24 protein-coding genes are annotated in these 22,823 nt (G+C 69.9%); 11 read left to right on the top strand and 13 right to left on the bottom strand.

The window, feature by feature from the left end; all coding sequences use genetic code 11:
* Window positions 1–7: 7 nt before the first annotated feature.
* The 3 genes from AB0M02_RS03295 to AB0M02_RS03285 are packed head-to-tail and all read left to right on the top strand — an operon-like array spanning window position 8 to window position 2,696.
* Window positions 8–466, top strand: coding sequence for a hypothetical protein (locus AB0M02_RS03295; RefSeq protein ID WP_364220648.1), 459 nt, complete (start codon window positions 8–10; stop codon window positions 464–466).
* Between the two features lie 47 nt (window positions 467–513).
* Complete coding sequence (locus AB0M02_RS03290; RefSeq protein ID WP_364220645.1) at window positions 514–1,140, top strand: TetR family transcriptional regulator; 627 nt, start codon at window positions 514–516, stop codon at window positions 1,138–1,140.
* Complete coding sequence (locus AB0M02_RS03285; protein WP_364220643.1) at window positions 1,137–2,696, top strand: MDR family MFS transporter; 1,560 nt, start codon at window positions 1,137–1,139, stop codon at window positions 2,694–2,696. Before AB0M02_RS03290 ends, AB0M02_RS03285 begins: the two co-directional genes overlap by 4 nt.
* Window positions 2,697–2,804: 108 nt before the next feature.
* Here AB0M02_RS03285 and AB0M02_RS03280 read toward each other — a convergent pair whose 3' ends face one another.
* Complete coding sequence (locus AB0M02_RS03280; protein ID WP_364220640.1) at window positions 2,805–3,161, bottom strand: STAS domain-containing protein; 357 nt, start codon at window positions 3,159–3,161, stop codon at window positions 2,805–2,807.
* Window positions 3,162–3,445: 284 nt separating this feature from the next.
* Here AB0M02_RS03280 and AB0M02_RS03275 point away from each other — a divergent pair, with 284 nt between their 5' ends.
* Window positions 3,446–4,435, top strand: a complete 990-nt coding sequence (locus AB0M02_RS03275) for an AraC family transcriptional regulator (protein ID WP_364220637.1) — start codon at window positions 3,446–3,448, stop codon at window positions 4,433–4,435.
* 13 nt (window positions 4,436–4,448) lie between these two features.
* Here the strand turns inward: AB0M02_RS03275 and AB0M02_RS03270 are convergent, their stop codons facing one another.
* A complete protein-coding gene (locus tag AB0M02_RS03270; RefSeq protein WP_364220634.1) occupies window positions 4,449–4,781 on the bottom strand; it encodes a hypothetical protein in 333 nt (110 codons plus the stop codon).
* 351 nt (window positions 4,782–5,132) lie between these two features.
* Between AB0M02_RS03270 and AB0M02_RS03265 the strand changes: the two genes are divergently transcribed.
* Window positions 5,133–5,324 (top strand): hypothetical protein, encoded by a 192-nt coding sequence (locus tag AB0M02_RS03265; protein ID WP_364222633.1) that lies wholly within the window; start codon window positions 5,133–5,135, stop codon window positions 5,322–5,324.
* A 6-nt stretch (window positions 5,325–5,330) separates the two neighbouring features.
* Here AB0M02_RS03265 and AB0M02_RS03260 read toward each other — a convergent pair whose 3' ends face one another.
* Entirely contained in the window at window positions 5,331–6,230 is a 900-nt protein-coding gene (locus AB0M02_RS03260) for a Gfo/Idh/MocA family oxidoreductase (RefSeq protein WP_364220631.1), read from the bottom strand.
* Window positions 6,231–6,305: 75 nt separating this feature from the next.
* On the opposite strand from AB0M02_RS03260, the gene AB0M02_RS03255 reads away from it, so the two are divergent.
* Together AB0M02_RS03255 and AB0M02_RS03250 are read left to right on the top strand one after the other, a co-directional pair.
* Entirely contained in the window at window positions 6,306–6,671 is a 366-nt protein-coding gene (locus AB0M02_RS03255) for a hypothetical protein (RefSeq protein ID WP_364220629.1), read from the top strand.
* Complete coding sequence (locus tag AB0M02_RS03250) at window positions 6,664–7,095, top strand: hypothetical protein (protein ID WP_364220626.1); 432 nt, start codon at window positions 6,664–6,666, stop codon at window positions 7,093–7,095. Before AB0M02_RS03255 ends, AB0M02_RS03250 begins: the two co-directional genes overlap by 8 nt.
* Before the next feature lie 177 nt (window positions 7,096–7,272).
* Here the strand turns inward: AB0M02_RS03250 and AB0M02_RS03245 are convergent, their stop codons facing one another.
* From AB0M02_RS03245 to AB0M02_RS03220, 6 genes are read right to left on the bottom strand one after another with little or no spacing between them, the layout of a single operon-like run.
* A complete protein-coding gene (locus tag AB0M02_RS03245) occupies window positions 7,273–8,727 on the bottom strand; it encodes a glutathionylspermidine synthase family protein (RefSeq protein WP_364220623.1) in 1,455 nt (484 codons plus the stop codon).
* Between the two features lie 2 nt (window positions 8,728–8,729).
* Entirely contained in the window at window positions 8,730–9,122 is a 393-nt protein-coding gene (locus AB0M02_RS03240) for a hypothetical protein (RefSeq protein WP_364220621.1), read from the bottom strand.
* 46 nt (window positions 9,123–9,168) lie between these two features.
* Entirely contained in the window at window positions 9,169–9,933 is a 765-nt protein-coding gene (gene fabG / locus AB0M02_RS03235; protein ID WP_364220618.1) for a 3-oxoacyl-ACP reductase FabG, read from the bottom strand.
* A 39-nt stretch (window positions 9,934–9,972) separates the two neighbouring features.
* Entirely contained in the window at window positions 9,973–11,619 is a 1,647-nt protein-coding gene (locus AB0M02_RS03230) for an alpha-amylase family protein (protein ID WP_364220615.1), read from the bottom strand.
* On the bottom strand, window positions 11,612–12,619 hold the full coding sequence (locus AB0M02_RS03225) for a hypothetical protein (protein ID WP_364220612.1): 1,008 nt from the start codon (window positions 12,617–12,619) through the stop codon (window positions 11,612–11,614). Before AB0M02_RS03225 ends, AB0M02_RS03230 begins: the two co-directional genes overlap by 8 nt.
* On the bottom strand, window positions 12,616–12,963 hold the full coding sequence (locus AB0M02_RS03220; RefSeq protein WP_364220610.1) for a PadR family transcriptional regulator: 348 nt from the start codon (window positions 12,961–12,963) through the stop codon (window positions 12,616–12,618). The genes AB0M02_RS03225 and AB0M02_RS03220 overlap by 4 nt, the downstream gene beginning before the upstream one ends.
* A gap of 101 nt (window positions 12,964–13,064) precedes the next feature.
* On the opposite strand from AB0M02_RS03220, the gene AB0M02_RS03215 reads away from it, so the two are divergent.
* A complete protein-coding gene (locus AB0M02_RS03215; RefSeq protein ID WP_364220608.1) occupies window positions 13,065–13,727 on the top strand; it encodes a DedA family protein in 663 nt (220 codons plus the stop codon).
* Window positions 13,728–13,742: 15 nt separating this feature from the next.
* On the opposite strand, the gene AB0M02_RS03210 is transcribed toward AB0M02_RS03215, so the two are convergent.
* From AB0M02_RS03210 to AB0M02_RS03200, 3 genes are all read right to left on the bottom strand, one after another.
* A complete protein-coding gene (locus tag AB0M02_RS03210; RefSeq protein WP_364220605.1) occupies window positions 13,743–14,942 on the bottom strand; it encodes a glycosyl hydrolase family 18 protein in 1,200 nt (399 codons plus the stop codon).
* Window positions 14,943–14,973: 31 nt separating this feature from the next.
* Window positions 14,974–16,248, bottom strand: coding sequence for a glycosyl hydrolase family 18 protein (locus tag AB0M02_RS03205; RefSeq protein WP_364220602.1), 1,275 nt, complete (start codon window positions 16,246–16,248; stop codon window positions 14,974–14,976).
* A 157-nt stretch (window positions 16,249–16,405) separates the two neighbouring features.
* Window positions 16,406–17,743 (bottom strand): carbohydrate-binding protein, encoded by a 1,338-nt coding sequence (locus AB0M02_RS03200; protein ID WP_364222517.1) that lies wholly within the window; start codon window positions 17,741–17,743, stop codon window positions 16,406–16,408.
* 200 nt (window positions 17,744–17,943) lie between these two features.
* On the opposite strand from AB0M02_RS03200, the gene AB0M02_RS03195 reads away from it, so the two are divergent.
* Together AB0M02_RS03195 and AB0M02_RS03190 are read left to right on the top strand one after the other, a co-directional pair.
* The gene (locus AB0M02_RS03195; RefSeq protein ID WP_364220599.1) at window positions 17,944–19,101 is read left to right on the top strand and encodes a glutamate--cysteine ligase; all 1,158 of its coding nucleotides are present in this window, start codon (window positions 17,944–17,946) and stop codon (window positions 19,099–19,101) included.
* Window positions 19,102–19,668: 567 nt separating this feature from the next.
* Window positions 19,669–20,862 (top strand): polysaccharide deacetylase family protein, encoded by a 1,194-nt coding sequence (locus AB0M02_RS03190; RefSeq protein ID WP_364220596.1) that lies wholly within the window; start codon window positions 19,669–19,671, stop codon window positions 20,860–20,862.
* Window positions 20,863–21,113: 251 nt separating this feature from the next.
* Here AB0M02_RS03190 and AB0M02_RS03185 read toward each other — a convergent pair whose 3' ends face one another.
* Window positions 21,114–21,962, bottom strand: a complete 849-nt coding sequence (locus tag AB0M02_RS03185) for a DNA-formamidopyrimidine glycosylase family protein (protein ID WP_364220593.1) — start codon at window positions 21,960–21,962, stop codon at window positions 21,114–21,116.
* A 164-nt stretch (window positions 21,963–22,126) separates the two neighbouring features.
* Between AB0M02_RS03185 and AB0M02_RS03180 the strand changes: the two genes are divergently transcribed.
* Window positions 22,127–22,732: an ATP-dependent Clp protease proteolytic subunit gene (locus AB0M02_RS03180; RefSeq protein ID WP_364220590.1), complete on the top strand. Its 606-nt coding sequence runs from the start codon at window positions 22,127–22,129 to the stop codon at window positions 22,730–22,732.
* Window positions 22,733–22,823: the final 91 nt, after the last annotated feature.

Here is a 22,823-nt window from a genome sequence, read left to right as displayed (position 1 = left end):
CGCCGTCATGAGCGAAAACTGGCGGCACCTGCCACCCGCGGCGCGCCCGATCGCGGCCGCCACCGTCGAGGCGGTCGAGGCATTCCGGTCCGGCGACGAGGTGGCCCTTGCCGACGCGACCGCCACGCTGGCCGCCACCGACCCGGCGCACTCCGGGCTGATCCTGGGCACGACCGTCCGGCTGCTGCTGGAGGACGGCCACCCCGACGGCCTCACCGCCGACGACATCCGCGCCGCGCTGGCCAGTTGCATACGGTCCTGGCCCGCCGCCGACCCGCAGGTGGTGCTCTGGCTGCTGGCCGGCGCGCTCGGCGTGCTCGACGAGGACGGCGCCCCCGCCCCGAAACCGGACGTGCTCGCCTCCCACGCCACGGCGCTCCTCGCCGACCTGCTGGCCGGCCGCCCGGCGGCACCCTGGCTGACCGCCGCCCTCACCGAGATCGAGCGGGTCCAGACCTCCTCCTAGCGCGATAAAACTTTGCAGTAACTGCAAGATCTACGTAGCCTGCCCGGGTGCCACCACCGCCCGGTCGCCGCGAGAGCAAGCGGCAGCAGACCCGCCTCGCCCTGATCACCGCCGCGCTCCGCCTGGTCGACGAGCGCGGCGGCGCCGACCGCGTCACCGTGGACGAGATCAGCGCGGCGGCCGAGGTGTCGCCGCGCACGTTCTTCAACTACTTCCCCACCAAGGAGGACGCCCTCGTCGGCGACCCCATGGAGGGCTGCACCGACATCCGGCGGGACCTGCTGGCCGCCGCGCCCGGCGCAGACGTGCTGGACGCGCTGCTGGAGGCGCTGGCCCCGGCGGTGAGCCAGATCCAGCGGGACCGGGACCTCTGGCTGCTGCGGATGCGTGTCATCGAGGCCAATCCACAGCTCATCCCGCAGCTGATCGCCGCGGCCGCCAGCGCCGAGCGCGACCTGGCCGAGGCCGTCGCCGAGCGCACCGGCCTGCCACCGGACCACCCCTACCCGCCGGTCGTCGCCGCGGTCACCAACGCCGCCCTGCGGGTGGCCGTGATGCGCTGGGCCTCCGACGCCGCCGCGCAGCCCCTCTCCACCCACGTACGCGAGGCCTTCGTCATGGTCGCCGCCGGTCTCGCCGCCCCGACACCCCCGAGCGAGAAATGGAAACGATGACCACCACCCCCGCCGACGCCTCGTCCACCGGCCGGATGACCCAACGCGAGGTCATCCAGGCCCTCTCCGGCCTGATGCTCGGCATGTTCGTCAGCATCCTGGCCTCCACCGTGGTGGCCAACGCCCTGCCCCGGATCATCGCCGAGCTCGGTGGCAGCCAGTCCGTCTACACCTGGATCGTCACCGCCGAGCTGCTGGCGATGACCGTTACGGTCCCGCTCTGGGGCAAGATGGCCGACCTCTGGAGCAAGAAGCTGCTGATCCAGCTCTCGCTCGGCCTGTTCGTCACCGGCTCACTGATCGCCGGCCTCACCCCGAACGTCGAGGTGCTGCTGGTCAGCCGGGTGGTGCAGGGTGTCGGCGCGGGTGGCATGACCGCGCTCGCGATGATCGTGATGGCCGCGATGATCCCGCCCCGCGAGCTGGGCCGCTACTCCGGCATCTTCGGCGCGGTCTTCGGCGTCGCCACGATCGCCGGCCCGCTGATCGGCGGCGTCCTGGTGGACACGTCGTGGCTGGGCTGGCGCTGGTGCTTCCTGATCGGCGTGCCGTTCTCGCTGGCCGCGATCGCGCTGCTGCAGAAGACGCTGCATCTGCCGGTGATCCGCCGCGAGGTGAGCATCGACTGGCTGGGCGCGGTGCTGATCACCGCCGGCGTCAGCACCCTGCTGATCTGGTCCACGCTCGCGGGCGCGCACTTCGACTGGGCCTCCTGGCAGACCGCGGCCCTGGTGACCGGCGGCGTGGTGCTGCTCGCGGTGGCGGTGTGGGCCGAGTCAAGGGCCAAGGAACCGATCATCCCGCTCGGGATCTTCCGGCACCGGACGGTCGCGCTCGCGATCGTCGCCAGCGTGCTGGTCGGCGTCGCCATGTTCGGCGGCACGGTCTTCCTCTCCCAGTACTTCCAGGTGTCACTCGGCAAGTCGCCGACCGTGGCCGGCCTGATGGGCCTGCCGATGATCTTCGGCCTGCTGGTCTCCTCCACGGTCGCCGGCCAGCTCATCACGAAGTACGGGCGGTGGAAGGCGTACCTGGTGGCCGGCGGTGCCGTGATGACCGCCGGGATGCTGCTGCTCAGCACGATCGGCGCGGACACCTCGGTGCCGCTGATCTCGGTGTACATGGCGGTCCTCGGCATCGGCGTCGGCCTGCTCATGCAGAACCTGGTGCTGGCCGCGCAGAACGACGTGCCGGCCGCGGAACTGGGCGCCACCACCTCGGCGCTGACGTTCTTCCGCAGCATGGGCGGCTCGATCGGGGTGAGCGCGCTCGGCGCCGTACTGGCCAACCGGGTCACCACGCTGTTCGCCGAGCGGTTCGGCGCCGCGGCGGCCGACGGACCGGCCCAGGTGCCGGACCTGGACGCACTGCCGCCCGAGGTACTCACCGTCGTCCAGGACATCTACGGCACCGCGACCGCCGACCTGTTCCTGATCGGCGCCCCGATCGCGTTCCTGGCGCTGGTCGCGGTGGTCTTCATCAAGGAGAAGCCGCTCTCCACGCTCTCCGGAGACGAGCGCCGGGCGCGGGAGGAGGCGGCCGCCGCCGTGCACTGATTCCCCGGCGCGGGGGTGCCGACCGGTCGGAAACGGTCGTCCGGCACCCCTCGGAAGCGTGAAATCGGCCCGCCGGGGACTCATCGGGGACCTGTCAGAGGCCGCCGGTCAGGACGGGCGCAGCCCCACCGACGTCCGCGGCGACGGCGGCTCGGCGCACCCGAGCAGGCCGACCAGGCCGGAGACCCAGAGCTGACGGTAGACCGTGGCGCTCGGGTGGCTCACCACGAGCTTGACGCCGCTCGCCGCGGCGGTGTGGAAGCAGGCCACCAGGATGCCGATCCCGATGCTGTCGATGAGCATGACCCGTTGCAGGTCCAGGCAGATCTTGCTCGGCGTCGTGCTGGTCAGGACGTCGTTCACGGCGTCCCGCATGACATGAGCGTTGTCCAGATCGATCTCACCGCTAGGTGCGATCTCGACGGTGCCGTCGGCCAGCTGGCGGGTCGTGATCGGCAGATACACAGCTGCCCTCTTCCTGGCGTCGAGCCGGAGCTGACACCGACTTTCCGCGGGACTCGCGCCGGCCCGCAAGGGGCCGTGCACGAGCGGCGCTCGCTGGGGACGCCACCGGAGAACCCGCGTTCCTACAACAATCCGCTGGTCTGCAAGTTACGCCACGTAGGCGCGGAACGCCAGAGTAGTTCATATGGCCGGAATGTGCTGGAACGGTCACTGCGTGGCGGCCACGTTGACTGTCCACTGACTTTGACCGAATACTCACCGTATGCGATGGAGCGCCGGGCGCGATGGTTGACGCCTTACCGCGCGCCACCCTGGCGCCGGGAACCGTCTACTTCGACAGCGTCGATGCGGATCAGGCCAGGGACATTCTGAATCGTTTCTACCACCCGGTCTCGCTCGGCGCGCCCGACGGCGGTGACGTGGCGGTCGGCGGCGAGATGATCCAACTCGGACCTCTCACGGTCGGCCATCTCACGTACGCCAGGCGCGCGACGCTCGACGCGCCGGAGGTGGACGCGTACCACGTGACCGTGCCGACGCTGGGGCGGATGCTGGCCCGGCAGGACGGCCACGAGGTCTCCGTCACCCCCGACACCGCGCTGGCCTTCCGCCCCGGCGACCCCGTTCACCTGCGGCACGACGCGAACAGCGCCGAGCTCGAGGTGCGGATCGAACGCTGGGCGCTGGAGGCCGAACTCGCCAACCTCCTCGGTCGCCCGATCGAGGGACCGATCGACCTGCCGCCGTCCTTCGACCTCACCGAGGGGCCCGCGCACAGCTGGGGCCGGCTGATCCGTTTGCTCCGTGACGAGCTGGAGCACGAGTCCAGCCTGATCTACCAGCCGCTGATCGCCGAGCAGCTGTGCAGCAGCGTGCTGAGCGGCCTGCTGCTGAGCGTGCCGCATCGCTATCACGACGAGCTGGTCGGCCCGGTCACGGCCGGTCCGCCCCGGGCCATCCGGCGCGCGGTGGAGGCGATCAACGAGGAGCCGGAGCGCGCGTTCAACGCCGCTGACCTCGCCGGCATCGCCGGCATGAGCGTCCGGTCACTGCAGGAGGGCTTCCGCCGGCATGTGGGGTGTGCGCCCATGACCTACCTGCAAACGGTACGCCTGACGCGCTCCCGCGAGACCCTGCGCCGCGGCGATCCCACCCGCATCACGGTGGCAGCCGTGGCACACCGGTGGGGTTTCGCGCACCTGGGCCGGTTCGCGTCGGCGTACCGGAAGCGGTTCGGCGAGTCGCCCTCGGAGACGCTCAAGTCCACACCCTGACGCGCGCCGCCGGTCATTCGCCGGGGTCGCACCGCCGCGGCTCGGTCGCCTCGCCGACCCTCGGGCCGGAAGTGGACACCCCGAACAGGTGACCACGCGTCGGCACCCAGTCCCGCCACGGCGCCAGCCGGGTCGGCACCGCGGCCAGGTCGCCGTCACCGGCACCACGCTGGTCGCGCAGGTAGGCCACGACGCGCTGAGCCGCCACCTCGCCGTTGCGCGCGAGGCTGAGCAACGTGTGCCGGTCCGTGTCGTCGAGGGTCTCCGTGCGCAGCAGGGCGGCCAGGCCGGCCAGCGCCTGCGCCACCTCGTACGCATCCCGCTCGGCGTCCCACCTGCCCGTCACGCTCGTGCTCCCCCGCACGCGGAGACGGTCACTGGCTCTACTGCGGTGCAGTCGGTCATGCGGTGCATCCCCTCACCCCCACACCCACCCCGGGGTTACGTCGCGAGGCTGCCGGGCCTCCGCCGGACGTCCGACCCGGTGCGCGTGACAAGCCGAAAATGTATTCGGCTCGCTACTTTGCGTCCATCCGCAACGCGCAGGTTCTGTCCAGTTAGCGCTCAGTTCGGCCACTCTGAGTTCACCGACCGTTTTTGATCGAGCTGATCGGGACCGATTTCGGCCGTCCGGGCCTAGCGGTCAGAAAGGGGGGTAAAAGGTAGGAGTCGAGACCGATTTCTTGAAGGGGGAACCATGCAGAAGATCGAGGAGACGCCGCCCGGGACGGGCCGGCCGCCGGTGTGGCGGACCGGGGCCGAACAGCCGTGGGACCCGGAGGATCTGGCCGTCGCCCAGGGCAAGTACCCGACGCCCGAGAACATCGCCCGCGCACGCGCTGAGCTGGAACGGGACGGCGCGGCCGCGATCGAGCGCACCGTACCGTAAGCGGTCTCAGCCGCCGATTCGCACGGTCGTCCGCTCCCGGACCGCACGGTCCGCGGCGGCCAGAATCGCGGTCACCGAGGCGCCGAATCGCACGTCGCAATCCGGCCGGGCCCCGCCTCCGGCTGCCGTGATCAGCTGATCCAGGGCCCGGCCGAGAGCCACCTCCGGGCGCCACTGCGCCCGGGGCGGAACGGCCAGACCGGCCTCGCCGGCGAAGAGCGCCTCCTCACGCGCCGCCGCGGGCGGCGCGTCCACCGAAAGAGTGAGCCGGCTGATCGCTCCGCCCTCGTGCCGGAGCACCAGGTGGGTCAGATCGCGCTCTCCGGCCATGCCGGCCACCTCGGTGACCGGGCCGAGCACCGGGAGCACCAGGGCGAGCGCGTGCGGCCCGACGTCCCAGAGCCCACCGCGCTCACGGCGCCACGGCGAGGCGCCGAACGGGTTGTCGTCGGTGAAGATCGAGCCGAGGTGGTCCACCCGCGCCTCGGTCCAGCCGCCGGCGGCCACCGCCTCGGCCAGGAACCCCTCGGTCTCCGGCGTGAACCGGCGGGTGAAGAAGACCACCGACGCGAGATCGCGCTCCTCGACGGCGGCGGCGATCGCCTCCGCGTCCTCGGCGGTCAGCGCGACCGGCTTGTCCAGCACGAGGTGCTTGCCGGCCTCGGCGGCCCGGAGCGCGAGCGGCCCCTGCACGTGCGGCGGCAGCGCGATCGCGACCGCGTCGACGTCCGCGAGCAGCTCGCTGTCGTCCTCGTACGCCCGGATGTCGTATTTCCCGGCCAGCTCGGCCGCCTTGGCCTGGTCACGGCCCCACACCCCGACGAACTCCACGTCCGCATGCGCCGCCAACGCCGGCGCGTGGGCGATGTGCGCCCATGGTCCCGTACCGAAAAGTCCGAAGCGCACCGGATGCCCACCCCTCGCCGTTGAAGATCACCAGGCCGGAAGTTACCACCGCCGGGGCATCAGTAACCTGGCCGGGTGAACGGTCCCCTCTCGACAGCGACAATCGTCGCCGCACTCGTGCTCGCGGCGTGGTACCTGTTGCGTGCCGCGCTGGACCGCGCCCCGAGCCGGATCGACCTGCTGGCCGCCGCGGTGTTCAGCGTCTGGGTCGCCGTCCTGGTCGTGGTCGCGGTGGTGGGTCTCTTCGACGGGAGCCGGCCCCTGGAGATCGGCACCTTCGCCGGATACCTGATCACCACGCTCGGCTTCGTGCCGACCGCGGCCGTCCTCGCCCGGATGGAGCCGACCCGCTGGGGCAGCCTGATCCTCGGCATCGGCTGCCTGATCCTGCCCGTCCTCGTGCTGCGGCTGCAGCAGATCGCGTCGGTGACCGGTGTCTGACTCCACGAAGGCCCGTCCCGCCGACGCCGCGCTGAACACCGGCGTCGGCCGGGTCCTGCTGCTGGTCTACGGCGTCTTCGCGCTCTCCGCGAGCGCCCGCGCCCTGGTCCAGATCAGCACCCACTTCAACGAGGCGCCGCTGGCCTACGTGCTGTCCGCGCTGGCCGGCCTCGTCTACATCGCCGCGACCGTGGGCCTGGCCCGCGGCGGCACCCGCGGCCGGATGATCGCCCTCGTCAGCATCACCGTCGAGCTGGTCGGCGTGCTGATCGTCGGCACCCTGAGCATCGTCGACGCGGTCGCCTTCCCCGACGACACGGTCTGGTCCCGGTTCGGCAGCGGGTACGGCTACGTCCCCCTGATCCTGCCCTTCATCGGCCTCTGGTGGATCTGGCGCCACCGCCCCACCCCCCACCACGTGTGAAGTTCAGCCCCACTCCACACCCCAACTCCACACACACAACCGCGCGCACCCACCCAGCCGTGTGTGGAGTTCAGCCCCGCTCCGCACCCCAACTCCACACACACAATCGCGCGCACCCACCCACCCAGCTGCGTGTGGAGTTGGGCACGCGTGCGCACCCCAACTCCACACGCGGGTTCAGGTGATTACGTGGGGGACGAAGCTGCACGTGTTGCCGGTTACCAGGCCCTCCGTGCCGACGCCCTCACGGATGCCCATGCCGGCCGGCTCCCCGTCGATCAGCCAGGCGCCGATCACCGGGTGCAGCGTCCCCTCCAACCCGTCGAACGACGGCAGCTCCAGGAGTTCCTGCACGACGTAGCGGCCGTCCGACCCGTACTCGCTGGAGTTCGCCGTGATCGGGACGCCGTCGCGGACGAGGGTGACCGATCCGCCCTCGCGCCCCCAGACGGGTTTCTTGGCGTAGGACGTGAGGGACGCCGCCTTGGCCGAGTCCGCGAAATACGCCGGCAGCAGGTACTTTCCGCGTTCCGGGTCGGAGCCGAACAGCTTCCACAGCACCGGGAGCAGCGCCTTGTTGCCGAGCAGCGCGGCCTTGTACGGCGGTTCGATCCAGACGGTCCCGCGCTTCTCCGGGTCGGCCATGTTCCGGAAGAACGCCTTGCCGCCCTCCTCGTGCCAGAACCACTCCCACGGATAGAGCATGAAGATCACGTCAATCGGCTCGGAGCGGTGCTCCTGACCGGGGCCGGGGACGAACACCACCCGGTCGCCGGCCACGTCCCAGCCGATCTGGCTCATCGCGATCAGCTCGACCGGGTAACCGGCCTCCTCCGCGGTCGCCATCAGGTACGCGACGTTCATCCGGTCCTCGCCCGAGGTCTCCGACGTCTCGTACGCAAAAAAGATCTTGGGTTTCTCCGGGAGCCAGGTCCGCGCCTCGCGCAACTTGTCGATGTTGCGCCGCCACGCACCGGGGTCGCCCGGCTCACCCGGCGTCGCCTCGAAACCGACAAGGCGTTCGTGGATCGAGTTCCACTGTCGCCACGGATGCTGGGTGACGCCGGTCTGATCCATCCAGTGCCACTGGATGACCGCGGCCTCCACCAGCGACGTCGGCGTCTGCGCGTTGAACTCGAGCAGCCGCGGCGTGCTGCCGGCCCCGTTGTACCAGAGGTCGAACCGCCCGTAGACGCTCGGCGAGTAGTCCGGCGTCTGCATCGGCAGCCGCATGTCCGGGTCCTTGTCGTAGTGCGTCCACGTCTCCGCGTCGCCGTCGAACCAGGTCCGGATGATCTGCTCGTGGGTGTACTCCGGGATGCCGACGCGAGCCAGGAAGCACGTCTCGTCGTTGCAGATCGAGGCGAAGAAGCCCTGCTTACGCCCCTCGACGGTGTGCCGCGGGCACTGGCGGACCATCCAGTCGCCGGCCTCCAGGCACATCGTGAACAGCGTCGAGGTGGCCGTCTCGAGTTCCTCGATCTCGGCCGTGGTGAAGTCGTAGTACGGCCCCTCGCGCCAGTACGACGTCAGCGTGCCGTCCGGCAGCTCGGTGTCGTTGTACGTCAGCCCGAGACTGAAGTTGGTCAGCTGCCAGCCGTCCCGGACAGGTCCGTACGCCACGCGCCGCATCGTCAGCCCCCGGACGAGCGCGACCCGCTGCCGCCCTTGCCGACGACGCTGGTCTTCACGGTGCCGTTGCTGATCTTGCCGCTCGAGGGCAGCCCGAACTGCGACCGCGCCGCCGCGTCGTTGTAGGCGAACTTCTGCCCGCCGGAGGGCAGCTTCTGGCCCACCTTGTAGCCGGACTTGTAGCCGGACGAGTGCCAGATGAAGAACCCGCCGCCACCTCCGCCGCCACCGTCGTCGTCGCAGTTGTCCTCGTCGACGACCACGCCGTTGGCGTCGGCGCAGTAGAAGCCCTCGTCCACATATTCGTCGTTGTCGCACGCCGCGAGTCCTCCCGCGGCCAGCAAGAGGAACGTGCTGGTCAGCGACACGCTGCGGGAACTCATGCGTCGGTTCATGATTTCTTTGTAACTCTTCTCAGCAAGTTGCCAGCATCGGTGACACTCAGTCCTGTGGTCCGCCGGCGACATAGACGACCTGCCCCGTGACGAAGCCGGCTCCATCGCTGACCAGGAAGGCTACGGTGTTCGCGACGTCCTCGGGACGACCCGCCCGCCCTACGGGAATCTGTTTCACTGTCGCCTTCTCGAAATCGGCGAAATCCACCCCGACCCGGGCAGCGGTGGCGCGTGTCATGTCGGTGACGATGAAGCCCGGCGCCACCGCGTTGGCCGTGATGCCGAACTTGCCGAGCTCGATGGCGAGCGTCTTGGTGAAGCCCTGGATGCCCGCCTTCGCCGCGGCGTAGTTGGCCTGGCCCCGGTTGCCGAGCGCGGAGGTGCTGGACAGGCTCACGATCCGGCCGAAGCCCGCGTCGACCATGTGCTTCTGCACGGCCCGGCTGAACAGGAAGGCGCCGCGCAGGTGCACCGCCATCACGGTGTCCCAGTCGTCGTCGCTCATCTTGAAGAGCAGATTGTCCCGGAGCACACCGGCGTTGTTGACCAGCACGGTCGGCGGGCCGAGCTCGGACACGGTCCGCTCGACGGCGGCCGCCACCTGGGCCGCATCGGACACGTCCGCACCGATCGCGGCCGCCGTGCCGCCCGCGTCGTGAATCGCGGTCACCGTGTTCGCGCAGGCCCCCTCGTCGAGGTCGACGACGGCGACGGCCATACCGTCGGCGGCGAGCCTGAGGGCGACCGCCTCACCGATGCCGCGGGCGGCACCGGTCACGATGGCCACCCGGGTGGGTGCGGACTGCGACATCACGGCCTCCGGTAGTGATCTCCATTACGCACGCCGATGCTAGGCCGTCCGGCGCATCCGAATCCAGCGGTACCCGTATCCCTCCACCCTGATCTTGTCGAGTTCGCCGGGCTCCGGGTATTCCTGGTCGGCCAGTACGTCATTCGGGAACTCGGTCTCCCCGGACAGACTGCTCAGGTCGACCACACCCGGCTCCGGGCCGAGGTTGTGGACGAAGAGCATGGAGCCGGTGATGTCGTCGGCGCGGTGGACCAGCACGCCACTCGGCGCCGGCACGTCGACGTGGGTGCAGGCGCCGCTGCCCACCTCCGGCGCCTCCTTCAACGTACGGATCATGCGCTCGAACCAGGACAGCAGCGACGTCGGGTCGTGCCGCTGCACGGTCACGTTGACCTTCCGGAAGTCGAACTCGCCCTCGGCGATCACCGGCCGGTTGAGCTTGCCGGCATCGGCGCTGGAGAACCCGGCGTTGGGCAGCATCGACCATTGCATCGGAGTACGGATCGCGTCGCGCCCCTTGAGCGCCAGGTCGTCGCCCATCCCGATCTCCTCGCCGTAACGCAGGACCGGGGTGCCGCGCAGGCTGAACTGCAGGGCGTAGGCCAGCTCCAGCCGGCGCCGGTCGTTGCCGAGCATCGGTGCCAGCCGCCGCCGGATGCCGCGACCGTAGAGCTGCATGTGTTCCTCAGGACCGAACCGGTCGAAGACGTCCTTCCGCTGTTCGGCGGTGAGCCGGGACAGGTCGATCTCGTCGTGGTTGCGCAGGAACGTGGCCCACTGCCCGCCGACCGGCAGCTTCGGCGAGTCCCGCAGCGCGTCGATGATCGGCTCCGGGTCCTCCCGGGCCAGTCCCAGGATCAGCTTCGCGTTGAGCATGAAGTCGAAGAGCATGTGGATCCGGTTGCTCGAGCCGCCCTCATCACCGAAGAACTTCAGCAGCTGGTCCGGCTCCACGTTCGCCTCGGCCAGCAGCACCGCGTCGCCCTTGCGCCACTGGACGTGCTGGCGCAGCTCGGAGAGGAAGGCCAGATCCTTCGGCGAGTCCGGGTTGCCCGGCTCGGTCTCCTCGATGATGAACGGCACGGCGTCCATCCGGAATCCGGCGACCCCGAGCTGCAGCCAGAACGCGCAGATCTTCTTGATCTCCTCGCGGACCTCCGGGTTCTTGATGTCGAGGTCCGGTTGGAAGCGGTAGAACCGGTGGTAATACCAGAGCTTGGCGGTCCGGTCGTAGGTCCAGGTCTCGTCCTGCTCACCGGGGAAGACCATGCCCTGGTTGCGGTCCGGCGGAGCGCTTTCGCTCCAGACAAACCATTTACGGTACGGGGATTCAGGCGACTTTCTCGCCGATTGGAACCACGGGTGCTGGTCCGACACGTGGTTGACCACCAGATCGATGATCACCTTGATGCCGCGGTTGCCCGCCTGGTGCAGCAGTTCGGCGAAGTCCCCGAGGGTGCCGAACCGCGGGTCCACGTTGTAGAAATCGGTCACGTCGTACCCGTCGTCGCGGTTCGGCGACGGGTGGATCGGGTTCAGCCAGAGGCAGGTCACGCCGAGGCGGGACAGGTAGTCCAGCCGGCCGATCAGACCGCGGATGTCACCGCAGCCGTCACCGTCCGAGTCGGCGTAGGAGTCGATGTCGAGGCAGTAGACGACGGCCTTGGAGTACCACCGGTCACTCATACCTCGTTACTTGTCCGCGCCTCACGGCCATGAAACGTTCGCCCGCCCAGAGCGTCGCCAGCCCGCCGGCGAACAGCACGACCGGGGTCAGGACCAGCACGATCAGCTGACTGGTCACGATGCCGGGGGTGATGTGCACGGCGAACGACAGCGCTGTCCAGTCCCACCAGAGCAGGAAGACGAACGGCACGGTCAGCGACGCGAAGGCCAGCACGGCGACCCGGCGGCGGACGGCCGGGCGGGCGGACCGCACCGCGGCGATCAGCAGCACGAGCGGGATCCAGAACTCGAGGACGCTGGTGGAGAACGGGACGGAGATCCGGCCAGAACCGGCCGTGAGAACCACCTGGGTGACCACGACGAACGCGGTCGCCGCGACGATCCACCGCATGCCCCGCCGGCCCAGGACGGCGGGCGCGGGCCGGGCCCGGACAGCTGTCGCGAAGGCGGCGAAGGCCAGCACGGCCACGGTCGGTGCCCAGGTCAGGCGCAGGGACTGCCACGGCGCGACGCCCACCCAGAAGAACACGGTGGCGAGCTCGATCAGGATCCCGGAGGCGGCCAGCACGGCGGCGATGTGGCGCAACCCCAGCAGGGCGGCGCCGGAGACGAGCACCCAGATGATCGATCGGGCGGCGGGGTCGATCAGGAGGACGCCGTTCATCCCGTACGCCCGTAGCGGGTCGTCGAAGCGCGCGAGCAGGCTCAGGCCGTTGAGGAACCGCCCGGTGGCGATGGCCGCCAGCGCCAGGGCGATCAGTAGTCCGGTCACGGCGGCGGCGTCGCGCCACCCCGTACCCCTCTGGAGGTTGAAAGATCGACCCAGACGGACCGTGAGGCCCGCACGCAGCAGGTCCAGCGTGTCGGCCGGGGAGGGCAGGCGGCGACCCGGCTCCGCGCCGTCCATCAGCACGCCGATCATCTCCTCCTCGTAGGCGGCCCGGTGCCCGGCCGGATAGACCCGCAGCAGGCGGCGGTAGTGAAACTCCAGATCCGTCACGCGGGTGCCCCTCCGAGCTCGGTGTGACGCGCTCTCAGGCGGCGCTCGGCGATGGTGGCCTGCTCGCGCAAGCGGGCGGTCTCGGCGGCCAGGCTCCGCTCGCCGGCCCCCGTGAGCCGGTAGTAGCGCCGCAGCCGGGACTGCACGACCTCCTCGCGGTCCACCTCGATCAGGCCCTCGGCCCGCAGCCGGTCGAGAGCGGCATAGAGCGTGCCGGCCCGCAGCCGGACCCGCCCGCCGGTCATCGCGGCCACGTCCTCGATCACCGCATAGCCGTGCCGCGGCTCCTCGGCCAGCGCGGTCAGCACGAGAAACGTCGGCTCGCGCATGGGTACGTCGGTCATGCGGTCAGCATATACCGATCATCGGCATATACAAGATGCGGTTCGTACGCTGGATGGCGGGTACTGCTCTTCCTTCGCCGACATCTCCTGGAGGACCACACATGGCCGAAGCCGATCTCACGAACCTGGGCGGACTGACCGGCTGGGTGGCCTCGGTGATCGACTCACTCGGCGAGGTGGGTGTCGGCCTGCTGGTCGCGCTGGAGAACCTGGTTCCGCCGATTCCCAGCGAGATCGTCCTGTCGATGGCCGGTTACCTGGCCAGCGTCGGCCGGGTCAACCTGGTGCTGGTCTGGCTGACCGCGACGCTCGGGGCGCTCGGCGGCGCGCTGCTGCTCTACTGGCTCGGCCGCGCGCTCGGCGAGGAACGCCTGCGCCGCTGGCTGGACCGGGTCCCGCTGGTGGACCTCGACGATCTGAACAAGGCGGACCGCTGGTTCGAGCGGCACGAGAAGTCGGCGGTGCTGTTCGGCCGCTGCATGCCGGTGGTGCGCAGCCTGGTCTCCATCCCGGCCGGGGCGAACCGGATGCCGGTGGGCCTGTTCGTGCTCTTCACCGTGATCGGCTCCGGGGTGTGGAACGCGCTGTTCGTCGGCGGCGGTTACGCGCTCGGATCCCGCTGGCAGGACCTGGAGACGTACGCGCACTGGTTCGACTACGCGATCTGGGCGTTCTTCGTGATCGTGATCGGCCAGTGGGTGATCAAAAAGACCCGGAAACGGCGGCGCGCGGCCGCCCGGGAGGGCGACCGCGCGCAGCGGTGATCTTTCTGGTTCTTCTCAGAAGCCGGCGCTCACCTTGGTGAACGCCCAGTCGGCCTGTGCGATGCCGGAGCAGTTGCTGACCACGCCGCCACCGGCGCAGCCGCGGTCCCGGTTGACCGCCCAGAAGGCGAACCGGGCCAGGTTCTTGCTCTTGGCGTAGTCCCGGATCCGGGTCCAGGTGTCGACCGAGGTGACCTCCTGCTGGTCGGAGAGACCGTTCATGCCGGAAATGCCGATCTTGGCGTACGCCTGGGCGTCGGTGTATCCGAAGACCGACTTCAGCTGGTTCTTCAGACCCTCGGTGGCGCCGACGGTGGCCGCGTACATGTCCGCGTGACCGCTGAAGTCGAACGGCATCTGGGTGAAGATGTCGATGTTCGCGTTCTTCGCCTTGGCCTGCTGGATCAGCCGGATGCCGTGGGCGTTCGGCCCGGTCGTCGTGGTGCCGAAGGTGAGGATCGTCTTCACGCCCGGGTTGCGCTGCTTGACGATCTTCAGGGCGTCGACGATCCGGTCCGCCACCACGTAGTTCTCGAACTCGTCGGTGTTCTCGATGTCGATGTCGATCGCCTTGAGCTGGAACGTGTCGATCACCTTCTGGTACGCGCCGGCGAGCGCGTCGGCCGTCGCGCAGTTCGGGCCGAGCTTGTTGCCGCTCCACCCGCCGATCGACGGAACCACGTCGGCTCCGGCCGCCCGGATCGCCGCGATGGTGCTGGCGTGCGCGCCGCCGGTGAGGCCGCTGGAGCCGTCCCACGCCGGGTTGCAGCCGTTACTGGCGAGCACGAACGCCATGGTGAACGCCTTGATCCCGGTCGCGTTGACCACGGTGGCCGGCGCCGGCGGGTTACCCCAGCCCGGATAGATGTACGGCGCGGCCGCCATCTTGGTCCCGGTCGGCGGCGGCGTCGTCGGCCCGGTGGTGGGCGGGGTGGTCGGCGGCGTGGTCGGGTTGGTCCCGCCGCAGACTCCGTTGTCGATCCAGACGTCCCACTGGCCGCTGTGCGTGGCCGGCGACTCGTTCTGGTTCCACCACTTCGCGGTGTAGTTGTGGCCGTTCTGCGAGGCCACGTTGTCCTTGACGTACACCGCCGAGGCGCTCCACGCCGTTGCGCACGCGGCCGCCGCGTTCGAGGTGGCCATCGGCAGGACGGCAGCGGCCGTCCCGGCCGTGGCGACCGCCGCCACGAGGGCGATCTTCCTGATCAGTTTCATTCCGAACTCCGAGGGGTGGGCGGGGAGGGGATCAGGGGAGGGTGGCGAGGTGGGGGTCGATCGTGTTGGCCCAGCCGTTGCCGTTGGTCACGTCCCAGTTGATCGACCAGGTCATCGCGCCGCGGATGCCCGGGTACGTGGCCGGCGGCCGGAACGTGCCGCAGTTGGTGGCCCTGGCCAGGCAGTCCAGGGCGGCGTTGACCACCGACGGCGCGACGTAGCCACCGCCGGCCGCGCGGGTGCTGGCCGGCAGGCCGAGGGCGATCTGGTCCGCGCGCAGCCCGTTCTGCAGGGGGATGCAGGCGAGCGCGGTCAGGAAGTTGATGTTGCCCTGGCCGTAGGCGGCGTTGTTGTCGCAGCCCAGCATCGCGCCGGAGTTGTAGTACTGGGTGAAGACGACGGTGAGGATGTCCTTGATGTCGAGCGCGAGCTTGAAGTACGAGGACTGCGGGTTCTGCATGTCGATCGTCTGCGGCGCCATCGTGATGATCAGGTTGGCGCCGGCCTTGGCGCGCAGGCTCCGCAGCGCGCTCGCCATGTACGTAGGGTTGAGCCCGTTCTCCAGGTCGATGTCGACGCCGTCGAAGCCGTACGTCTGGATCAGCGAGTAGACCGAGTCCGCGAAGGCGGTGGCGGCGGCCGTGCTGTTGACGGCGACCGTGCCCTTCTCGCCGCCGACCGAGATGATCACCTTCTTGCCGCGCGAGTGCAGCGTCTGGATGTCCGCCTTGAACTGCGCGACGGTGTAGCCGCCGACCGCGGTGGCCAGGCCCGGGTCCAGGTTGAACGTGACCGCGCCGGGCGTCGTGGTGGCGTCCGCGAAGGCGACCGCGATCAGGTCGTACGTGGCCGGCACGGCGGCCAGCTTGAGCGGCGCGGCGCCGTTGTCGAAGTTCTGCCAGTAGCCGGTGAGGAAGTGCTTCGGCAGCTGGCCGGTTCCGGTGGGCGGCGGGGTACCCGGCGGGGTCGTGGTCGGCGGGGTCGTGGTCGGCGGGGTCGTGGTCGGCGGGGTCGTGGTCGGCGGTGTGGTCGTCGGAGGCGTGGTGCCACCGCCGCAGACGCCGTTGTCGGCCCACACGTCCCACTGGCCGCTGTGCGTGGCCGGCGACTCGTTCTGGTTCCACCACTTGGCGGTGTAGTTGTGGCCGTTCTGCGAGGCCGCGTTGCCGTTCACGTAGACGGCGGTCGAGCTCCACGCCGGCGCGCAGGCGGCCGCCGCTGAGGCGTACCCCGTGAAGTAGGTCGCCGCGCCACCGGCGACCAGCGCCGTGACCGTTGCGAGGATGACCGATCTGGAGCGCTTCATCGCCGTCCTTCTCTGTACAGCCAGTGAGGTTCCTTAATCTTTAGGACTGTTAACAGAGAAAGTAAAGAGGGCCGAGCTTAAACTTCCTTAAATCGATTGATGGGCCGCAGCCGCTGGTCAGCAGCCACGACCCATCAGGATCGGTCGATAAAAATTGTTACCGGCGGAACTGGATCCAGTTGACGTTGGCGAAGTCAGCCGGCTGCCCACTGGTGAAGGTCAGGTACACCGTGTGACTGCCGGAGACGTTCGAGACGTTCCCGGGTATCGACTGCCAGGACTGCCAGCCGCCGGTGTTGCCGAGCGCGAAGCTGCCGATCGGCGCGTTGCTGCGGCTGTCGATACGCACCTCGACGAGGCCGCTCACACCGGAGCCGGCGCCGGACGCGACTCGGGCCACGAAGTCGCGTACGCCGCCCGTACCAAAGTTGACGTTGTTGAACTGGAGCCAGTCGCCGTTGGCGATGTAGCCGACGTTCTGACCGCCCTCGGAGCTCGTCTCCACCTGCACCGCCGACGCGGCGTTGTAGGACTCCGCCTCGATCCGCGAGTACGCGTCCCGCGTGCCACTGGGCGGCGGGGTAGTGGTGGGCGGAGTGGTCGGGGTGGTGCCACCGGAGGACTGCCAGACGGCCACGTAGTCGACCAACATCGGGACGCCGGACTGGGTGGCAGCGGTGGGCCCGCCGCCGAACGCGGCCGGGAAACCGCCGCCCATCGCCACGTTGAGGATGACGAACACGCCGCGATGCGTCGCGTTGTTCCAGGTGGTCGCGTCGACGACGTTCGAGTTCAGGGTGAAGTAGTTGACGCCGTCGAGATACCAGCGCATCTGCTCGGGCGAGGTGCTGCGGTCGTACTCCACCGCGTAGGTGTGGAAGCTGGACAGGCAGCCGTTGCAGGCGCGCTCACCGCTGGTCAGACCGGTGGTCTCGTTGCACGGCCCGCCCGGGTTGGAGCCGCAGTGCAGGGCGGCGAACACGCTGGAGCGGCCGTTGATGTTCTCCATGATGTCCCACTCGCCGATGCTCGGCCAGTTGGTCGCACCGACCGGCCGGGCGGCGTCGCCGAGGGTCCAGAACGCCGGCCAGTAACCCGCGGCCGCGGCACCGGAGACGTTGGGCTGCTGGATCCGCGCCTCGATGCGCACCTTGCCGCCGACCGGTGCGGCGAAGTTCGTGCGCTGGGTCTCGATCCGCCCGGACGTCCAGCGGCCGGCGGAGTCGCGGATCGGCTTGATCGCCAGGTTGCCGGCGCCGTCCTGATAGACGTTCGCCGTCGAGTCGGTCATCGTCTCGATCTCGCCGGTGCCCCAGTTGGCCGCGCCGCCGGGATACCCGGTGCCGGTGGAGTAGAGCCAGTTCGACCGGTTGACCCCGGTGCCGGCGGCGCCCGTGAAGTCGTCGCTGAACACCAGCGACATGCCGGCCGGTGCGGACGGGACGGCCGCGTCGGCAGTCGCAACGAACGTCGCGGAGACACCGACCGTGAGCATCGCGGCCGCGACGGCGAACAGGCGCCGCGCGGTTCTTCGAGGGATTTTTCGCATGGGGGATGCGCCTTTCCGGGGACGGGAGGGAGCCGTGAGAGCGCTCTCACGGAGTTTCACGCTTGTTTCATACCGTTGTCAATATGGACTTCGGCCGATCTGACCACGCGGTTTCCGGGGAGAACCCCCCGGGTACTCGTTCGGCCATGGAGACCGCGATCGAGGGCACCGAACTTCCCGAGGAGATCGCTGCCGAGGCCGCACGACGCGATCTGCTGACGCTCGGAGTCGAGGAGGAGTACCTCCTCGTCGACGCGACCGAACCGCGGGCCGTGGAAGCCGTCGACGAGGTCTTCGCCGCGCTGCCCGGGGAACTGCGGGACGGCGTGCAGCACGAGTACTACCGCAGCCAGATCGAGGTGGCCAGCCCGCCGCGGCTGGACCTGGCCGAGCTGCGCGCGGCGATGGCCGCGCTGCGCTCCGGGCTCGCGGCGGCGACCGAACAGGCCGGCGCCCGCCTCGTGGCCGTCGGCACCGCACCCGCCGCGGGGCCCAACCTGCGGATCGTCGACAACCCTCGGTACCACCGGATGCGCGAGCGGTTCGGCGACCTCTCCCCCGGTCAGGGCATGTGCGGCACCCACGTGCACGTCAGCGTCCCGGACCCGGAGACCGGCGTCCAGGTCCTCAACCACCTGCGACCCTGGCTCCCGGTGCTGCAGGCGGCCTCGGCCAACTCCCCGCTCTTCGCCGGACACGACACCGGGTACGCCAGCTGGCGCTCGATGATGTGGGAGCGCTGGCCCACCGTCGGCCCGGCGCCGTACCTGAGGTCGCACGAGCACTACGAGACACTGATCGCCGACCTCGAGGCGAGCGGCGCGATGCTCGACGAGGGGATGCTCTACTGGTACGCCCGTCTCTCCGCGCGCTATCCGACCGTGGAGATCCGGCTCGGCGACGTCACGCCGAGCCTCGACGACGCGCTGCTGCTCGCCGCGCTGGCCCGGGGCCTGGTGGCGACCCTGCTGCGCGAGGTGCGGGCCGGTGCCGAGGCGCCGGACGTGCCGCACCCCCTGCTGATGGCCGCGCACTGGCGGGCGGCGCACGACGGCCTCGAGGGCGACAACATCGACATGGCGACCCGGCAGCTCCGCCCGGCCTGGCGGCTGACGCGGCAGCTCTTCGACTACGTGCGGCCGGAGCTGGAGCGGCACGGCGACCTGGAGACGGCCACGGTGCTGATGGGGCGCCTGCGCTCACACGGCACCGGCGCGGCTCGGCAGCGCGCGCTGCTGGCCCGCGGCGAGTCCGTGGCGGACGTCGTCGATTGGCTCGCCGCGACGACCCGCGCCGTTGAATGAAGCTCGTCAATGTGAACCGGAGATCCCGGTAGAAGGAATCACAGAAAGCACTCAGCGTATTCACGGCAATTGAGCAGCGGATATGTCGCTGGGTAATGGCTTGGTGACCAATTCGGTATCGCGCTGGATCTTGCGGCACGGTACTCATGACGAATGCCGCCGCAGACCTCGACTTCACCAGCGCCGACTTCCGGCGTGAAATCGCGGCCGGCCGGTCGGCACCGGAAGCCGGAAACAGAGGCGGAACAGGCGGTCGTCCGGCCGGAGACGCTGGCCGACGCCGCACCGGAGACGCCTCCAATTCCGCGTCAGTCTCGGCCGCGTGTCGCGTTCACCGAAGTTCAGGTGCCGCTTGCCAAGCCCCGCCGCTCGGCGGCCGCTGACGCCCAGCCCCGCCGCTCCGCGGCGGCTGACGCTCCGGAGCCGCTCGCCAGTCCGCGCGTGGCTTTCTCTGATGTGGGCACCGGTCGGCACCACGCGGCGCCGGCTTCGACCCGGTCCGCGCGGCACCGTGCCGGGGATTACGGGTCCTACGGCTCCACCACTTCCTCCCGGACCGTCACCGGGGTGACGCGCGGCACCCGGCCGCGCCACGCCCGCCGGGCGGAGACGCCGAGCCGCTCGTCGCGGCGCACCCTCACCGGTGCGCACCGCGCTCCCGGCACGCTGCCGGTCGAGGCGTGGCTGGACGCCGCGAAGAGCCGGCCGCAGATCCTGCTGGGCACGCTGGTCGCCGCCGGGCTGCTGCTGACCGCCGTTCCGATCCCGCAGGCCGGCGGGGACAACATCAGCGTGATGAACGCGGCCGCCGAGGCGGTGGCCTCCCGGATCAGCAGCACCAGCGAACGGTCGAAGGACAAGAAGGACAAGCCGGCCGAGGAGCAGGCGCCCGTCGCGGCCCGCCCGGCCACGCAGACGTCGTCCGCGCCCGCCCCGGCTCCGACCGAGGCCGCCCCCGCCCCGGAGGCCGACGCGGCGGAGAACGCCGCCCGGGTGACCGTGCCCAAGGGCGACGGCCCGTTCAACTCGTGGCGCACCACCGGCTCGGCCGTGGTCTCGCTGACCTTCGACGACGGCCCCGACCCGGAGCAGACGCCCAGGATCCTGGCGCTGCTCGAGCAGTACCAGGTGAAGGCCGTCTTCTGCCTCGTGGGCACGCAGGCGAAGGCACACCCGGAACTCGTCCGCCAGATCGCGGACGCCGGGCACGTGTTCTGCAACCACACCTGGAACCACGACCTGCAGATCGGCAAGAAGAAGGCGGACCGCATCCAGGCCGATCTGGATCGGACAAACGCCGCGATCCGCGCGGCCGTGCCGGACGCCGAGATCCCGTACTTCCGAGCCCCCGGCGGCAACTTCACCGACCGCCTGGTCAAGACGGCGTACGCGGGTGACATGACCTCGCTGTACTGGGAGGTCGACCCCCGCGACTGGGAACACCCCGAGGGCGAGACCGCCGACGAGCACATCAAGCGAATCATCGCCGACGTGAAGAAGCAGACCCGCCCGGGCGCCATCGTGCTCTCGCACGACTTCAACCAGCCGACGACGATCGCGGCCTACGAGAAGCTGCTCCCCTGGCTCACCGAGAACTTCCAGGTCGGCCTCCCCGGGGACCCAGCCGAACAGCAGCCCACTCCGGAAACCCCGGTCACCACGGAGCCGACACCGGCGCCCACCACCCCGGCCACCACACCGCCCGAGGCACCCGCCGCGGCAGCCCCGGCCGCCGCGGCACCCGCTGCCGGCGCCGCCTGAGCCTTCCCGTCACACCCGCGTCGGGGCCTACCGCCGCGCGGGGTGTTCGTCTCAGCCCGGGTGAGCAGAACGATCGTTCTTTCTGCCTGTGCGCGGTAGACAGAACGCGCGTTCTTTCTCCCTGTGCGCGGTAGACAGAACGCGCGTTCTTTCTCTCAGCGCGCGGGTAGACAGAACGATCGTTCTTTCTCCCAACATCCGGGCCCGCTCACGCGAGCCAATCGCCCCACCAAGCCGGTAGCAGCGCCCGGTCACACCCCCCGGCCACGCCCCCGCGCAGGCGGACGGCCGACGGCCGGCTGGCACGACGGACACCAGTACAAATTGCGCCCAGCCAACGGCCCCCGCGCCACCGCCGTGCCACAGACCAGACACGGCTGACCCGGCCGGCGATAGACGTACACCTCACCGCCATGCCGGTCCACCCGCGGCGCCCGGCGCATCGCCTCAGGCGTGTGCTCGGTGTGCACGGTGTCGATCCGGCCGCGCGCCACGCCCTCCTTCATCAACGCCCGCAGGTCCTCCCAGATCGCCGTCCAGCGCTCCGGATCGATCGCGTTGCCCGGCGTCTCCGGGGACAGCCCGGCCCGGAACAGCACCTCGTTGGCGTAGATCAGCCCGCATCCGGCCACGATGGACTGGTCCATCAGGAGGGCGAACAACGGCTTGGTGCTCGCGCGGACCCGCGCGTACGCCGACGCAGGATCAGCGTCGTCGCGCAGCGGGTCGGCGCCGAGCCGGGATCGCAGAACCTCCACGCCACCCGGGTCCAGTACCTCGCAGGCGGTCGGCCCGCGCAGGTCCAGCCAGTGATCAGAACCGGTCAGTCGCATGCGGATCTGCCCGACCGGCGCGGGCAGCGGGAGCTCCCCGTCGGTGAACTTGCCGTACAGGCCGAGATGGACGTGGACGACCCGGCCGTCCTCATAGTGGTGCAGCAGGTGCTTCCCGTACGCCTCGGTGTCGCGCAGCATGCGCCCGTCGATCAGCGCGGCCCCCGCCGTGAATCGGCCCTGCGGTGAAACGGCCCGCACCGGCCGACCGGCGAAGAGTTCGCGGTGACGCATCGCGAGGCGGTGAATGGTATGTCCCTCCGGCACGCCGACCAAGGTAGCGAGCCGGCACCGATCCGGGCGTGATCGGTCCCACTGACGGCGGGCATTCTGCCGACAGCGGATTCGCCCTGAGGGGAATCACTGGGCTCCGGCGGTCCGTACGGGAGAAGGTGTGAGACGTAGACGAGCGGATGCGAGAAGGTGGGCTCATGAGCATTGACACGACCATGCGTGGCGGCGGCGCGTCCTTCGACGACCAGGTGTTCGAGCGCCTGCTCCGGGAGCGCATCATCTTCCTCGGCAGCGAGGTCAACGACGAGGTGACCAACCGGATCTGCGCGCAGATGCTGCTGCTCGCCTCCGAGGACTCCGAGCGCGACATCGCGCTGTACATCAACTCCCCCGGCGGCTCGATCAGCGCCGGCATGGCGGTGTACGACACGATGCAGTACATCAAGAACGACGTGGCCACGATCGCCATGGGCATGGCCGCCTCGATGGGACAGTTCCTGCTCTGCGCCGGCACCCCCGGCAAGCGGTATGCGCTGCCCCACGCACGGGTGATGATGCACCAGCTCTCCGGCGGCATCGGCGGCACCGCGGCCGACATCGCCATCCAGGCCGAGAGCATGCTGCACATCAAGCAGGTGATGAACGAGCGGATCGCCTTCCACAGCGGCCACACGCCGGAGGAGATCGAGCGCGACTCGGACCGCGACCGCTGGTTCACCGCCGAGCAGGCCAAGGAGTACGGCCTGGTCGACCACGTCATCCGGAGCGCGGCCGACGTGCACACCGGAGCACCCCTGCGCTGACCAGGGCTTCCACCGGAGGGGTACGCGTTGCGTGCTCCTCCGGTGTCGTTTCCGGCCGGTACGGGTATAAGGCCGTCATCCCCCGAATCTG

Origin of the sequence: Actinoplanes sp. NPDC051861, assembly GCF_040681145.1 — a bacterium.
Classification (GTDB): Bacteria; Actinomycetota; Actinomycetes; order Mycobacteriales; family Micromonosporaceae; genus Actinoplanes.
This window is presented reverse-complemented; position numbering and strand designations above follow the sequence as displayed.

Excerpts from the sequence above, each read along its gene's own strand:
- AB0M02_RS03295 (WP_364220648.1), top strand. The coding sequence starts at position 8 with ATGAGCGAAAACTGGCGGCACCTGCCACCCGCGGCGCGCCCGATCGCG.
- AB0M02_RS03210 (WP_364220605.1), bottom strand. The coding sequence starts at position 14,942 with ATGAAACTGATCAGGAAGATCGCCCTCGTGGCGGCGGTCGCCACGGCC.
- AB0M02_RS03240 (WP_364220621.1), bottom strand. The coding sequence starts at position 9,122 with ATGAACCGACGCATGAGTTCCCGCAGCGTGTCGCTGACCAGCACGTTC.
- fabG (WP_364220618.1), bottom strand. The coding sequence starts at position 9,933 with ATGTCGCAGTCCGCACCCACCCGGGTGGCCATCGTGACCGGTGCCGCC.
- AB0M02_RS03285 (WP_364220643.1), top strand. The coding sequence starts at position 1,137 with ATGACCACCACCCCCGCCGACGCCTCGTCCACCGGCCGGATGACCCAA.
- AB0M02_RS03275 (WP_364220637.1), top strand. The coding sequence starts at position 3,446 with ATGGTTGACGCCTTACCGCGCGCCACCCTGGCGCCGGGAACCGTCTAC.
- AB0M02_RS03230 (WP_364220615.1), bottom strand. The coding sequence starts at position 11,619 with ATGAGTGACCGGTGGTACTCCAAGGCCGTCGTCTACTGCCTCGACATC.
- AB0M02_RS03220 (WP_364220610.1), bottom strand. The coding sequence starts at position 12,963 with ATGACCGACGTACCCATGCGCGAGCCGACGTTTCTCGTGCTGACCGCG.
- AB0M02_RS03200 (WP_364222517.1), bottom strand. The coding sequence starts at position 17,743 with ATGCTCACGGTCGGTGTCTCCGCGACGTTCGTTGCGACTGCCGACGCG.
- AB0M02_RS03265 (WP_364222633.1), top strand. The coding sequence starts at position 5,133 with ATGCAGAAGATCGAGGAGACGCCGCCCGGGACGGGCCGGCCGCCGGTG.
- AB0M02_RS03180 (WP_364220590.1), top strand. The coding sequence starts at position 22,127 with ATGAGCATTGACACGACCATGCGTGGCGGCGGCGCGTCCTTCGACGAC.
- AB0M02_RS03245 (WP_364220623.1), bottom strand. The coding sequence starts at position 8,727 with ATGCGGCGCGTGGCGTACGGACCTGTCCGGGACGGCTGGCAGCTGACC.
- AB0M02_RS03205 (WP_364220602.1), bottom strand. The coding sequence starts at position 16,248 with ATGAAGCGCTCCAGATCGGTCATCCTCGCAACGGTCACGGCGCTGGTC.
- AB0M02_RS03195 (WP_364220599.1), top strand. The coding sequence starts at position 17,944 with ATGGAGACCGCGATCGAGGGCACCGAACTTCCCGAGGAGATCGCTGCC.
- AB0M02_RS03215 (WP_364220608.1), top strand. The coding sequence starts at position 13,065 with ATGGCCGAAGCCGATCTCACGAACCTGGGCGGACTGACCGGCTGGGTG.